Genomic DNA, 12758 nt, shown 5'->3' with positions numbered 1-12758 from the left:
AAGAATCTCGACAAAACGAGGTTCTTTTTTTTGAAATTTGTAGGCGAATATTTCAAAGTATGCTATACTTAAATCTATCTATACAAAGATATTGACAGGAAATCGGTGAAAATCCGGCTTCCAGATAAAGTGATAAAAGAAACGAAAGGGAAGTGTATCATGGAGAATTTAAGAGATGTAAAGATGGCCCTTCTAGGCTCTGGTACCGTTGGAACTGGTGTATATAAGCTGGTCCAGCGTCAGAAAGAGGAACTGCCTTATAAAATAGGAGCTAATCTTTCCATTAAAAAAGTTTTAGTGCGCGATAAAAATAAGAAAAGAGAAGGAATTGATTCTTCACTTTTAACAGACCGTTGGGAAGATATTATCCTGGATGATGAAATTGAAATTGTGATCGAAGTTATGGGAGGAATCGAACCAGCCCGTACTTATATTATGGAAGCATTAAATGCAGGGAAAAATGTTGTAACAGCCAATAAAGATTTGATTGCGACTCATGGAAAAGAACTTCTGGATGCAGCAGAAGAAAATGGATGTGATTTGTTATTTGAAGCATCCGTTGCTGGAGGAATCCCAATCATTCGTCCGCTGAAACAGTGTTTGGCAGGAAATCATCTGACAGAGGTTACGGGAATCGTTAATGGTACAACGAACTTTATTTTAACAAAAATGAGTGAAGAAGGTATGGAATTTGATGAAGCTCTTGCTCTTGCGACAGAACTTGGATATGCAGAGGCAGATCCAACGGCTGATATTGAGGGATATGATGCCGGACGTAAAGTTGCAATCATGGCTTCGATTGCATTTAATTCCAGAGTAACATTTGATGATGTATATACGGAAGGAATTACTCATATTTCTTCCAGAGATATTCAGTATGCAAAAGCTATGGGATGTGAGATCAAACTTCTTGGAGTTGCAAGAAATACAGATACAGGAATTGAGGTTCGTGTACATCCAATGTTAATTCCATTAAATCATCCATTGGCAGGAGTTAAGGATTCTTTTAATGCTGTCTTTGTTCATGGAGATGCTGTAGACGATGCAATGTTCTACGGAAGAGGAGCTGGAGAACTCCCAACAGCGAGTGCAGTTATAGGAGATATTATTGATGTTGCAAGAGATATCCAGTATCATTGCTGTGGAAGAATTCACTGTACTTGTTATAAAAATCTTCCAATCAAGAAGATTACAGAAATTGAAAGCAAATATTTCCTGAGAATGCTTGTCGCAGATAAGCCTGGAGTTCTGGCAAGAATTGCAGATAAGCTTGGTAAAAATAATGTAAGTATCGCTCAGGTGATTCAGAAAAATAAAATTAATGATCACGCGGAACTTGTTGTTATTACAGATTCTGTATTAGAACAAAATTTTGCAGATGCTCTTGTAAGTATCCGGGAAATGGATACAACAAAAGAAATCTCAACGGTGATTCGTGTTTACTAAAAAACATATATAATAGAAGAAACGCATAGATGCATGGTCGTCTATGCGTTTCTTTGTTTAGAAGTCTTTGTTTTTATGAAAATTCTTCAATTTCATGATGGTTTCTTCTTGATGCGAGATAGGCGTGTCCGATTTTATGTTTTACGGCAATCCAGTTTTCTTGAACTTTTAACAAAAAAAATGCCGTGCATAATGGAATGATACAGAGGAAAGTTCCGTGCTGATCAAATGTTTGGCAAGATAAATAGGAAAAAATAACACCAATATGGAAGGAAAGAAGAACCTTTCCAAAAAACTTTCCTTTGCGGAGAGCCTCTTTGTCTTTGGTGCATAAATATTCGGTCATAGACGTTGTAAATTGGCGTAAATTATTCGTAGAAAAAATGCTGGAACAGGTAAATCCATCTGCCCCTTTAAAAGAACACCATTGAATCGCCATTGCGACATATAATGGGTAAAGGGCAATAAAGTCATTGATGTGAGCGGGAAGTAGTCCAACAATGATGATTGCCAGAGCATCGATCAGGAGACTAACTTGTTTTAAAGGGAATCTTGAATACTTTGGCAAAATAACGGTTAAAGCCATGGCTACCATATAAAGAAAAACACCGAATAATCGTACGAGTAAATTTTGATCGGGATGCCCAGCGAGATCTGAAAAAATAGAGATCAGATTTGAAGTCTGAGCAGAACCAAATAATTCATGGTGATTTAAAATAGCAAATCCACCAAGAAATCCGCCGATCATTGCCATGTTTAAATGGATCCATCGGTCTAGACGTTTTTTTGACATGAAACTAACCAACTTTCTTAAAAAAATTATTCTGTCGCTATTATACCGCTGAAAATCTTTTTTGTAAAATTTATATTTTATTTATGAATAAAAAAAGCAACAGCCACAGAGGTTTTAAGTCTGTGGCTGTTGCTTTTTTCTATAGAGTTTTTTATTTAGTTAGCATTTCCATAATTTCATTGCTTCGTGCAACGAATTTTGTCATTTCTTCTGGCGCAAGTGGTTTATGACTTAACATTGCAAGATCATAAAGCTGTTCGCAAATAATTTTTGCATTGTCAGCATCTCCATGCTCAAACAGATATTTTACAAGGTTATTATTTGCATTTAAAGTCAAGGTTTCAGCTGGTGCGCCGAACATGTTTGGATCCATTCCAGGCATTGCATACATTTTCATCATATCCTGCATACGTCTGCTTTCTTCGGATAATGTAATAATAGAAGAAATCTTTTCGTCTTTTAATTTTTCTACATGGACATCCAGATTTTCTTTTCCGAGAGTTTTGCGGAATAAATCAGTTAATGCTTTTTTAATATCTTCCAAATCTTTTTCATCAACATTTTCTTTTAATGCTTCTTCTACATCAGCATCGATTCGTTTGAATTTAATATGTTTATTCTGCTGTTCGATTTGTGTGATGAAAGCGGAATCAATGTTATGATTTAAGATGACAGCATCCATATTTTGTTCTTTGAACATATTAATATACTGGCTTTGCTGTACTTCATCTGTAATATAATACAGGGTTGTTACATCATCATCATTTGCAGGTGCAGGAACAAGATCGCTTAATGTAACATAGTTGTGTTCCATGTTTTTAAAGAGAATATAATCTTTAATCTTATCTGCAAATTTCTGATCACGGATGAATCCAAACTTAATGAATGGGCTAATATCATCCCAGTATTTTTCATAGGATTCACGGTCTGTTTTGCACATACCGGTTAGTTTGTCTGCAACTTTCTTTGTAATATAGTCAGAAATTTTCTTCACAAATCCATCATTTTGAAGAGCACTTCTTGATACATTTAATGGAAGGTCTGGACAATCAATGACACCTTTTAAGAGCATCAGGAATTCAGGAATGACTTCCTTAATATTATCTGCAATAAATACCTGGTTATTATATAATTTGATGGTTCCTTCGATGGAATCATATTCGGTATTGATCTGAGGGAAGTAAAGAATTCCTTTTAAGTTAAATGGATAATCCATATTTAAATGAATCCAGAATAAAGGCTCTTTAAAGTCATGGAAAACTTTGTGATAAAATTCCTTATATTCCTCATCACTGCACTCATTTGGACGTTTTAACCAAAGTGGATGAGTGTCACTTAAAGAAACCGGACGTTTATGAATCTTTACAAGATCTTTGGCAGGAGAAACTTCTACCGTTTCTTTTGTTCCGTCTTCTTTTTCTTTTTCCTCTGTTTTGGCATCTTCATGAATATGTTCAACGACAATGTCATCTTCTTTTAAATCTGCTTCTGGGATAGTTTCATACTCTTGTTCTTTGCCTTCTACAGATAGGAAGATTTCCGTTGGCATGAAGGAACAATATTTTTCGATGATTTCTCTAGCACGGAATTCATTTGTAAATTCAGTACTGTCATCATTTAAGAATAAAGTGATTTCTGTACCAACACCTTCTTTTGTACCAGTTGTCATTGTATATTCTGTACCGCCATCACATTCCCAGTGTACTGGCTCAGCGTCTTTCTTATAAGAAAGAGTATCGATGGTAACTTCATCTGCAACCATAAATGCAGAGTAGAAACCAAGACCAAAATGCCCGATGATCTGGTCACCTTCGGTTTTGTCTTTATATTTCTCAAGAAATTCAGTTGCTCCAGAAAATGCAATCTGGGAAATATATTCTTCAACTTCATCTGCAGTCATACCAAGACCGGTATCAATAAATTTTAAAGTTTTCTTTTCAGGATCCAGGATGACATCTACTTTGTTTTTATGTCCTTCTGGGAAAGTGTATTCTCCCATCATATCCAGTTTTTTCAGTTTTGTGATCGCGTCACATCCGTTGGAAATCAGTTCACGGAAGAAAATATCGTGATCGGAATAAAGCCATTTTTTAATAATAGGGAAAATGTTATCGCTGTTAATGGAAAGCGTTCCTTTTTTATCTGCCATAATGTCATGCTCCTTTATTTTTATGATTTTATCTTCTAAATTTTTTGTTCTATTTCTAATAGAACTTTCTATAAAAAGTATTTTAGAACTAAAATTGATAAAAGTCAAGAAAAAATTAGCACTCATTTTAAAAGAGTGCTAATAATATATTATGCATGGATAAATCAATTTAACGATAATTTAACGAAGGCATGACGAGAAGATGATTTTCTTTTCCTATAATATGAAAAGATGAAAAAAGAAGAGAGGAGAATCTATGGCGTTTACAGCAGAGTGGATTCCAGGGCAAAATCTCTGGGAAACAAGAAACTATGGAAAGTATGATGGAGTTAATTATGTAAGAGTTTTCCTTGGACATGAACAAGTTTATGTTCAGATTGAAGATGTTCTTGTATTTGAGACTGCACCGGGATATTACAGACAAAATCCATTTATGAAACAGGCAATGGATGGAATTGCTTATAATCAGGTCAAAATCATTGCTTATGGAACAGGAAGTTTTGGTACAAAAAAAGTTTACGAAAAAATCTTAAAACAATGTGGCTATTCTTATATTGAAACCATCGTTTTGGCAGATGATTTTCATAAAAAAAGCTGCAATTTTTTCTTTTGTCAAGATATGATTAGAAAATATAATCCAAAAAATAAAAAATATGGGATGATTGCGGATCATTTGTTGCCATTTGCAAAATTAAAACATTTAGATTTTTTATTATATACTTCTCCACGTTATTATGCATCCCGTTATTATTTTGGGAAACAGCTTTCTCAAGATGAGCAATTTTTTGAAAATTTTGTCAATGAGCAATTATTTAACGGACTTTGGAAAGAGTCTAGGGGATATCATTTTGGATATGCATTTGAAGGATTTTTCCTTTATACTTTTTGCCATTTTTTAAAACAGGAAGTAATTCGATATGAGAAGACATCGGTTTGCTTTACAGCAGAAGCGGAAGTTGTGAGGCAGGCTTATGAAATTTTTTATCCAAAGGATGATACAGAAATGTTATATGGGTGGAAAGATACAAAAAGAGATGATAATTTTCGTGAATATATTCATAAAACAGTAAAAAATGAGACATTGCTTGTTGACTTTTCAATGAATTTAGCATGGAAGGAATATTTGCAGGAGGAGACAAAAGGAAAGGCAGAAGTCAGAAATTTATGTGATTTTTTTGGAAAAAGGGATGAAAAAACACAAAATTTTATAAAAAAGGCAATTGCCATGACAAGAGAAACAGGATTTTTTATTGAACAATATGAAGGAGAACTTGCTATTTGGAAACAAAGAGAGGCATCAATTCGAAACCTTAGGAATGGACAAGAAGTACATAGAGGAATTATGGATTTTATTCGTCAGTTTGATCAGGCAGTTAGACAGAGTATTTATAATAGAAACAACTTTGCAAAAAAAAGTGCTGGATTTCTTTGCGAGGCGTTGGAATATGCATTTGATGAAGAAAAACGAAGCAAACTTCACATGCAACCAATGCAAGCTGTCTTAAAATCAAAAGCAGGAAAAAAAGCAATAAACTTTGCAAAAAAAGTATATCGGGGGATGAAAAAGAAATGATTTTATATGTTGGAGCGTCTCTTTATCATATTTTATGCTTTTGTATTCATAAGATTTTGAATCACGCTGAGGAAGATGCAGTTCTTGTAATTGGTGACAACATTTTTTCCAAAAGTGGTATGAAAGAATTGAAGGAGGATCTTGATCAATCAAAAATTTTTCAAAGAACAATTATTTTAAATTTTATTGAGGGAGCTTATCGAAATCCATATACGTTAAATGAAGAATCAGATGAAGAACAGGTAGATCGTTACATTGCTTACAATGAGCAATGGGTAGAACAGTGGATGGAAAAAAAGAAACTGTCTTTATCAGGAGTGACAGAATATAATTTGGCCATCGATCATCGGCATCTTGGGATGTATATTCTCTCAAAAAAAATTCCATATCAGTATTTTGAAGATGGAAGTGGTCTTTTATCAAGAGAAAACGTACAGGTAGAGTTTCATAAAAAATCTCAATATGCCTCATATGCAGTTACGAAGCGGCTGCATGCACTTGGAATGAGTGAGATTGTTACAAAAAAATATGCCAATGCATCAGCACAGCTTCCTGGATTTTATGATGATAAGATGGAAGATTTTCATGTGATCCGTTTATTTCAAAGGCTTTCAAAAGAAGATCAGCAGAGAGTACTTTCTTTATTTTATGCGCGAAAAATTGTTCTTTTGGACACAGAAAAAAAGCCAGTTTTATATTTGACAAGATATGTGCGTTATTTGCAGAAACCAACGATGGAACATCATCATTATATTTCTGCATTAGTTCTTGATTTATTTGCGCAGGGACATCAGGTTGTAATTAAACCGCATCCAAGAGATTTTTCTGGAAGATATAAGGATTTGTTTCCAGATGCGATTGTGTTAAAAAAACAGTTTCCTTCAGAATTACTTCCATTTTTATATGATGGGAAATTTGACAAGATCATTACGATAGGTTCTACAGCAATTGATGCCTTAAAAGATGATACCGAGGAAGTGGTAAAACTTGATGTTGATTTTGAAAATAAGGTTGATCGAATTTATCCATATATTGCATCAATTTATCTCACAAAGTATTTGTATCCGCAGATAGGGGAAGAGGAAATGGCAGTCAGTGGATGCTTGATGGAATTTTTAACACCACTTTGTATGGAAATTCTTGGATTTGCGCCTAAAGAAGCTGAAGATGGGAAAGTTTATAAAATGCTTGTGATGGATGAGATTGTGGAAAATGAGTGGAAAACAGAAACAAGCTGTTATTTAAACACTAACCAGGATTATGCTTTTGCGGATTACAGGCAAAAACATTTTGAAGATATTTCTTTGTTAGATGTTTCAGTGGAAACAGAGGAAGAAAGTCTTGGAAAAAAACAGGATGCTTTTTTGTACATTGGAACAAATGATCAGAAAGTACGCCAACGAGTAGAACATTTTTCAATGGAAAAAGAATTTCCGCGAACAAAAATCAAGATGTTTCTTGGAAAAGAGACAAAACAACAGAAAGAATATGAAAAAATTATGGCAGAAATTTTATGGATGTGCTACAAAGGGAAACATCTGCAAGAGGAAGAGGTTCCATTTCTTCTGCCACAAAAAAAGAAAAAAGTATCAGAAAATGATTTGAATGCTGTTCGCCAGTTTTGTATAGCGATAAGAGCAAAAAAGGAGAATTATGAAAACAGTAGCATTTGTACCTATGAAACTAAATAATGAACGTCTCCCAGGGAAAAATACGAAACCATTTACGAATGGAAAGCCATTATACATTGTTAAAAGTAAAAGGAATTGATGAGATTTATGTTTATTGCTCAGATCCTTCTATTTTGTTACATATTCCTCGTGGAATTAAATTTTTAAAAAGAGACGCCGCTTTGGATGGAAGTCATGTAAAAATTAATGAAGTTTTAAAAGACTTTGCAAGGGATGTAGCTGCTGATGTTTACGTTTTAGCACATGCAACGGCACCTTTTATTAAGGCCAAGACAATTGAAGAAGGGGTAGATGGAGTGTGTAATGGAGCTTATGATTCGGCTTTAACGGTGATTCGGCAGCAGGACTTTTTCTGGATGGATAAAAAACCATGGAATTATGATCCAAAAGAAATTCCAAGGACTCAGGATTTAAAACCATTATATCGCGAAACGACAGGACTGTATATTTATGAACGGCATTTAATTGAAAAAGAAAATAGAAGAACTGGAGAGCATCCACTTCTTCTTGAAGCAGACTGGAAAGAAGCTGTAGACATCAATCAGCCAGAAGATTTTGTGATTGCAGATGCTTTATATAATTATAGTCTGCAAAAAGGAGAAAAAATTTATGAATAAAATATCAGTTCTTGATTGTACTCTTCGGGATGGCGGTTATGTCAATGATTTTGATTTTTCAGCGCCAACGATCCGGACAATAATTTCTAAACTTGGGAAAGCACACATGGATATTATTGAATGTGGATTTTTAAAAGATGTAGACTATGATGAGAATAAAACAGTTTTTCGTCAAGTAGAACAAATAACACCGTTTATCACGCCTAAGAAAAAGCATTCGATGTATGTAGCGATGATTGTGACAGGAACAATTTCTGCGTCTAAAATTGCACCAAGAACAAAGGACTCTATTGATGGAATTCGTATTACTTTCCATAAAAAAGAAGTTGATGAGGCATTTACCCTTGGTTATGCATTGATGGATAAAGGGTATAAAGTTTTTATGCAGCCAGTTGGAACAACAACTTATAACGATATTGAACTGTTGGCACTTTTAGAAAAAGTGAATGAGATGAAACCGTATGCCTTTTATTTAGTGGATACGCTTGGAAAACTTTATGCAAAACAACTTCTAAAATTATTCTATCTTGTAGATGATAACTTAGATGAAGATATAACGATCGGATATCATTCTCATAACAATCTGCAATTATCTTTTTCTAACGCCCAGGAATTAATTCAGAGTTGTGGGAAACGAAATCTAATCATTGATGCTTCCGTGCTTGGCATGGGACGTGGAGCAGGAAATCTTTGCAGTGAAATCTTGACACAGTATATCAATGAAAACATAGAATACCGTTATCATACGGAACTTCTGATTGAATTAGTTGATGAGTATATCAGCCCGATTTCCTATATTCATCCATGGGGGTATAGTGCTGGATATTTTCTTGCGGCAACTAATAACTGTCATCCCAATTATGTAGGATTTTTGTTGAATAAACAAACATTAAATATGAAACAAATCTATCAAATCTTAAAGAAAATACCCGAAGAAGAAAGAGCTCTATATAATGAAAAATTAATTGATTCGCTTTATCTGAAATTCCAGGAAAATGAAGTTGATGATAAGGAAGCTATGAAAAAATTAAGAAAGATCATGAATGGAAAGGATATTGTAGTTGTAGCCCCAGGAAAAAGTGTAGTGGATGAAAAAGAAAAGATTCATGAATTTTTAGAACGAGAAACAGAGCATTTTATTATTTCGGTGAATAATATCCCGGATGAGATTTTGCCGGATGCTCTTTTTATTAGCAACCAGAAACGTTTTCATCAAATTAAAAAGATGCATGGACTGAAAGATCTTCCATTTCCGGTTATCATAACATCCAATATTGATACAGGAAAAGAAATAGAATATGTCGTTAATTATTCCAATCTTGTGATGTCAGATACGATGATTTCAGATAATGCTTGTTTAATGTTATTTCATCTTTTGATAGATCTTGGAATTGATGAGATCTTTGTGATTGGATTTGACGGATATCATACAAATGTGGAACGTAATTACTATGCGAAACAGTTAATTAATAGTTCCGATCGGGAAAAATTGAGTAAGATGAACAAGCATATGAAAAAATATATGAAAAAAATCGAATCGCACCTGGATGTACATTATGTCACCGATTCCATGTATGACCCAAAGAAGGAAAAGGAGAATTAAAGAGAAATGGTATTATTTCGATGTGATTCAGTATATCAGTTAATGAATGCAATTCAGATAAAACTTTCTTTATTACCAGAAGAAGATGCAAATCTTTTGTTAAGCGATCATACTGATTTTGGGGAAATCGTTGGTCGTGTGGAACAGAGTAATATTTTTTCTTCGGTAAAGAGGTTGTATTCAAGAAAGAAAGCAGATCAGTATTGGTCTTTTACAAAGGAAGAACAAAAAGAGATTAGCCATCATCCGGAAGATTATGTAGATATCAAGCTTTTGGAAAAGAAGTATACCGATTTTTATTTAAGTTTTGAAACGGCTTATGCAAAATTAATGTATTATGCGATGGTAAGAAAAGGAAATACACTAAAAGTGCATTTATTTGAAGATGGGATGGCGACCTATGTATGTGATGTAGAAAAAAGATGCCGAGAAGATGGAATGGACCATGAATTTTATAAAGATCAGAAATTTCTTAATAATATTAAGAGGCTTCTTGTCTATGAACCGACGTTATTTACAGGACCATCCGCTTTACCGTTTGATATCGAAAAAATTCCTGCAATTCAAGCAAAGGATGAGAAAATACGACAGATCTTTTTCCAAGTTTTTGGAAGAGGAGAAATGCCAAAGGAACCATTTATTTTTTGGAAGAAGCATTTCTTGATGATAAGGTGCCATCGAATGACTTAGAACTATTTTTGGAAACAGCTAAAATAGTTGGAAAGGAAAATATCGTTGTCAAATTGCATCCAAGAAATAAGGAAAATCGTTTTGAAAAATATGGAATACATACAATGAAACATACATCGGTTCCATGGGAATTATTTCTTATGGAACATGATATTACACAAAAAGTTTTATTTACGGTTTCTTCTAATGTCTCTCTTACTTCAAAACTAATTTTTGGGAAAAATATGAATGCGATCATGTTGTATCCTATGTTCATTGGAAAAACCTGGTTGATGAGCAATCCAAATTTTAAAGAATATCATGAAAAAGCAGTAAAAAAATTTAATGAGGATAGAAAAAATATTTATTGTCCACATTCTTTTGAAGAAATTAGAGAAATTTTAAAATATATAGGAGGATTGCAGAGAATTGAGCAGACAAGATGAAAAAAAACCGGAAGTATCGATTATTATTCCAGTTTATAATGCTCAGAAATATATAAGACAAACGATGGATTATCTGTTGCATCAGACACTGGAATCGATGGAGCTAATTTTTGTTGATGATCAATCTACAGATCAGTCACGAGAAATTATCATGGAATATAAAAAGCAATATCCACAGAAGATTTTTTTATATGACAGTCAACATGGGGGACCCGGAGAGGCTAGAAATATAGGAATCAAACATGCAAGAGCAGATTATATTGGATTTGCAGATGCAGATGATTATATGGAATATGATATGTATGAAAAAATGTTTGAGGAAACAAAAAAGCAGCCATGTGATTTAGTCTATACTCCTTACTATTTAATTCGAGATTGTAAGAAAAAAGTGATGGGACGGCTTTCGATTCCGCTTGATATTTCTCAGCTGATCTTTCAGGGAGAAGTTTCTTTTTGGACGAAATTGATTCATAAAGATTTATTAAAAAAGGTTGGGGAAATTCCAGCGATATGGTTTGAAGATACTGCCTATATGCCTGTGTTATTTTCTTATGCGCAAAATATTGTTTATCTGGATGAACCCCTTTATTATTATATGAAGCGAGAAGGTTCTATCACAAATCGTATGGAAGATCGTAAAACATTAGATACGATTAGGGCAGAAAATTATGCGCTTGAACATTGCAATCCAAAATATCTTTCAGCTGTTGCGGCGCGTGTTGCTGATCGTATTCTATTCAATATCCGTACAAGGTGGTATTATTCAGGCGAATTTATGAAACACTTAAAGGAACATAAAGATCTTTTTTTGGAAAATCCAATCTTAAAGCAATATCCGATGCGTTATCAGAAGATTTTACATTATATAGAGTATCCGGGAGAAAAAATACCAGAAATTTTATATGTGACAGCTTTTGGAAAAGAAAAGGAACAACATAAAAGACAAGCATTGCAGTATGCAAAAGAGGTTTTTGAAATCGAAGCAAAGCTTGTGATTTTGGATGAAGAAACATGTGATGTTTTTGAGACAGATCAGGTAAGCAAAGCATATGAGGACGGAAATTATGAATATGTTGGTCATTATTTTGCTATAAAACATCTTTTTGAGAATGGAGGAATCTATCTTGGAGAAGGAATTGAATGGCATCAGTCTTTTGAATACCTTCGTAGTTTTTCTTCCTTTTTTGGATTCCTTGATGAGAATACTTTTACCGATCGTGTGATAGGATGCTGTAAAGGGGATAAAGTAATCAAAGAATTATGGAAAACATACAAATATCCCCCATTTTATAAAGATCCAATGGAGCCATTGAAAAATAGAATTCGCAATATTTTAGTTGCTTTTGCTGGAGTTCGACTGGATAATCAGACTCATTTTTATGATTATCCATGTGCAGTGTTTGATTCTTCTGTTTTTGTAATTCAAGGGAATCATGCGATGCATGTATGCAGTCATAATTTTGAAAAATACTATAAGGATCAGGCCTATACAGTTTTGCCAACTTCAACCGTGGTATCACTTGCCGGGAAAAGTAGTGAGGATGTAAAAGATTTAAGACAAGAGTTAAATAGGGTAACCGCTTTAAAAAATAAATTACTTGGTCAAAGAAAAGAACTTCGACAGGAAAATCGAAAATTGAAACGAAAAGTAGAAGCGTATGAAAATTCCACTTCTTGGAGATGGACCGCTGTTTTCCGAAAAGGTGGAAGACTTCTTCGAAAATTGTAACAATTAAAAAGGACGATGATTCAGATATCATCGTCCTTCTAA

General features: G+C 33.9%; 10 protein-coding genes. 8 read left to right on the top strand and 2 right to left on the bottom strand.

Annotated features, from left to right (window positions below):
* Window positions 1-159: 159 nt before the first annotated feature.
* Window positions 160-1446 carry a homoserine dehydrogenase gene (locus KQI71_RS05110; RefSeq protein ID WP_216434727.1) on the top strand — a complete coding sequence of 429 codons (1287 nt, stop codon included), beginning with the start codon at window positions 160-162 and terminating at the stop codon, window positions 1444-1446.
* A gap of 73 nt (window positions 1447-1519) precedes the next feature.
* Here the strand turns inward: KQI71_RS05110 and KQI71_RS05105 are convergent, their stop codons facing one another.
* On the bottom strand, window positions 1520-2239 hold the full coding sequence (locus tag KQI71_RS05105) for a YoaK family protein (RefSeq protein WP_216434725.1): 720 nt from the start codon (window positions 2237-2239) through the stop codon (window positions 1520-1522).
* Between the two features lie 151 nt (window positions 2240-2390).
* On the bottom strand, window positions 2391-4388 hold the full coding sequence (gene htpG, locus KQI71_RS05100) for a molecular chaperone HtpG (protein WP_216434724.1): 1998 nt from the start codon (window positions 4386-4388) through the stop codon (window positions 2391-2393).
* 256 nt (window positions 4389-4644) lie between these two features.
* Here htpG and KQI71_RS05095 point away from each other — a divergent pair, with 256 nt between their 5' ends.
* The 7 genes from KQI71_RS05095 to KQI71_RS05065 are packed head-to-tail and all read left to right on the top strand — an operon-like array spanning window position 4645 to window position 12716.
* Window positions 4645-5961 carry a hypothetical protein gene (locus tag KQI71_RS05095; RefSeq protein ID WP_216434722.1) on the top strand — a complete coding sequence of 439 codons (1317 nt, stop codon included), beginning with the start codon at window positions 4645-4647 and terminating at the stop codon, window positions 5959-5961.
* Window positions 5958-7652 (top strand): glycosyltransferase family 52, encoded by a 1695-nt coding sequence (locus tag KQI71_RS05090; protein ID WP_216434720.1) that lies wholly within the window; start codon window positions 5958-5960, stop codon window positions 7650-7652. The genes KQI71_RS05095 and KQI71_RS05090 overlap by 4 nt, the downstream gene beginning before the upstream one ends.
* A gap of 38 nt (window positions 7653-7690) precedes the next feature.
* The gene (locus tag KQI71_RS05085; RefSeq protein WP_253287941.1) at window positions 7691-8269 is read left to right on the top strand and encodes an acylneuraminate cytidylyltransferase family protein; all 579 of its coding nucleotides are present in this window, start codon (window positions 7691-7693) and stop codon (window positions 8267-8269) included.
* Entirely contained in the window at window positions 8262-9872 is a 1611-nt protein-coding gene (locus tag KQI71_RS05080; protein ID WP_216434718.1) for an aldolase catalytic domain-containing protein, read from the top strand. The genes KQI71_RS05085 and KQI71_RS05080 overlap by 8 nt, the downstream gene beginning before the upstream one ends.
* A gap of 6 nt (window positions 9873-9878) precedes the next feature.
* A complete protein-coding gene (locus tag KQI71_RS05075) occupies window positions 9879-10562 on the top strand; it encodes a polysialyltransferase family glycosyltransferase (RefSeq protein ID WP_216434716.1) in 684 nt (227 codons plus the stop codon).
* Window positions 10517-10987, top strand: coding sequence for a hypothetical protein (locus KQI71_RS05070; protein WP_216434714.1), 471 nt, complete (start codon window positions 10517-10519; stop codon window positions 10985-10987). Before KQI71_RS05075 ends, KQI71_RS05070 begins: the two co-directional genes overlap by 46 nt.
* Window positions 10971-12716: a glycosyltransferase family 2 protein gene (locus tag KQI71_RS05065; protein WP_216434712.1), complete on the top strand. Its 1746-nt coding sequence runs from the start codon at window positions 10971-10973 to the stop codon at window positions 12714-12716. The genes KQI71_RS05070 and KQI71_RS05065 overlap by 17 nt, the downstream gene beginning before the upstream one ends.
* Window positions 12717-12758 lie beyond the last annotated feature (42 nt).

This window comes from Anaerostipes sp. MSJ-23, from assembly GCF_018918155.1.
Taxonomy (GTDB): Bacteria; Bacillota; Clostridia; order Lachnospirales; family Lachnospiraceae; genus Anaerostipes.
Note: the sequence above shows the minus strand (reverse complement) of the source record. Positions and strands in the feature narration are given on the sequence as shown.

Coding starts and splice junctions, on each gene's coding strand:
- KQI71_RS05085 (WP_253287941.1), top strand. CDS start 7,691: ATGGAAAGCCATTATACATTGTTAAAAGTAAAAGGAATTGATGAGATT.
- KQI71_RS05090 (WP_216434720.1), top strand. CDS start 5,958: ATGATTTTATATGTTGGAGCGTCTCTTTATCATATTTTATGCTTTTGT.
- KQI71_RS05110 (WP_216434727.1), top strand. CDS start 160: ATGGAGAATTTAAGAGATGTAAAGATGGCCCTTCTAGGCTCTGGTACC.
- KQI71_RS05105 (WP_216434725.1), bottom strand. CDS start 2,239: ATGTCAAAAAAACGTCTAGACCGATGGATCCATTTAAACATGGCAATG.
- KQI71_RS05095 (WP_216434722.1), top strand. CDS start 4,645: ATGGCGTTTACAGCAGAGTGGATTCCAGGGCAAAATCTCTGGGAAACA.
- KQI71_RS05075 (WP_216434716.1), top strand. CDS start 9,879: ATGGTATTATTTCGATGTGATTCAGTATATCAGTTAATGAATGCAATT.
- KQI71_RS05080 (WP_216434718.1), top strand. CDS start 8,262: ATGAATAAAATATCAGTTCTTGATTGTACTCTTCGGGATGGCGGTTAT.
- htpG (WP_216434724.1), bottom strand. CDS start 4,388: ATGGCAGATAAAAAAGGAACGCTTTCCATTAACAGCGATAACATTTTC.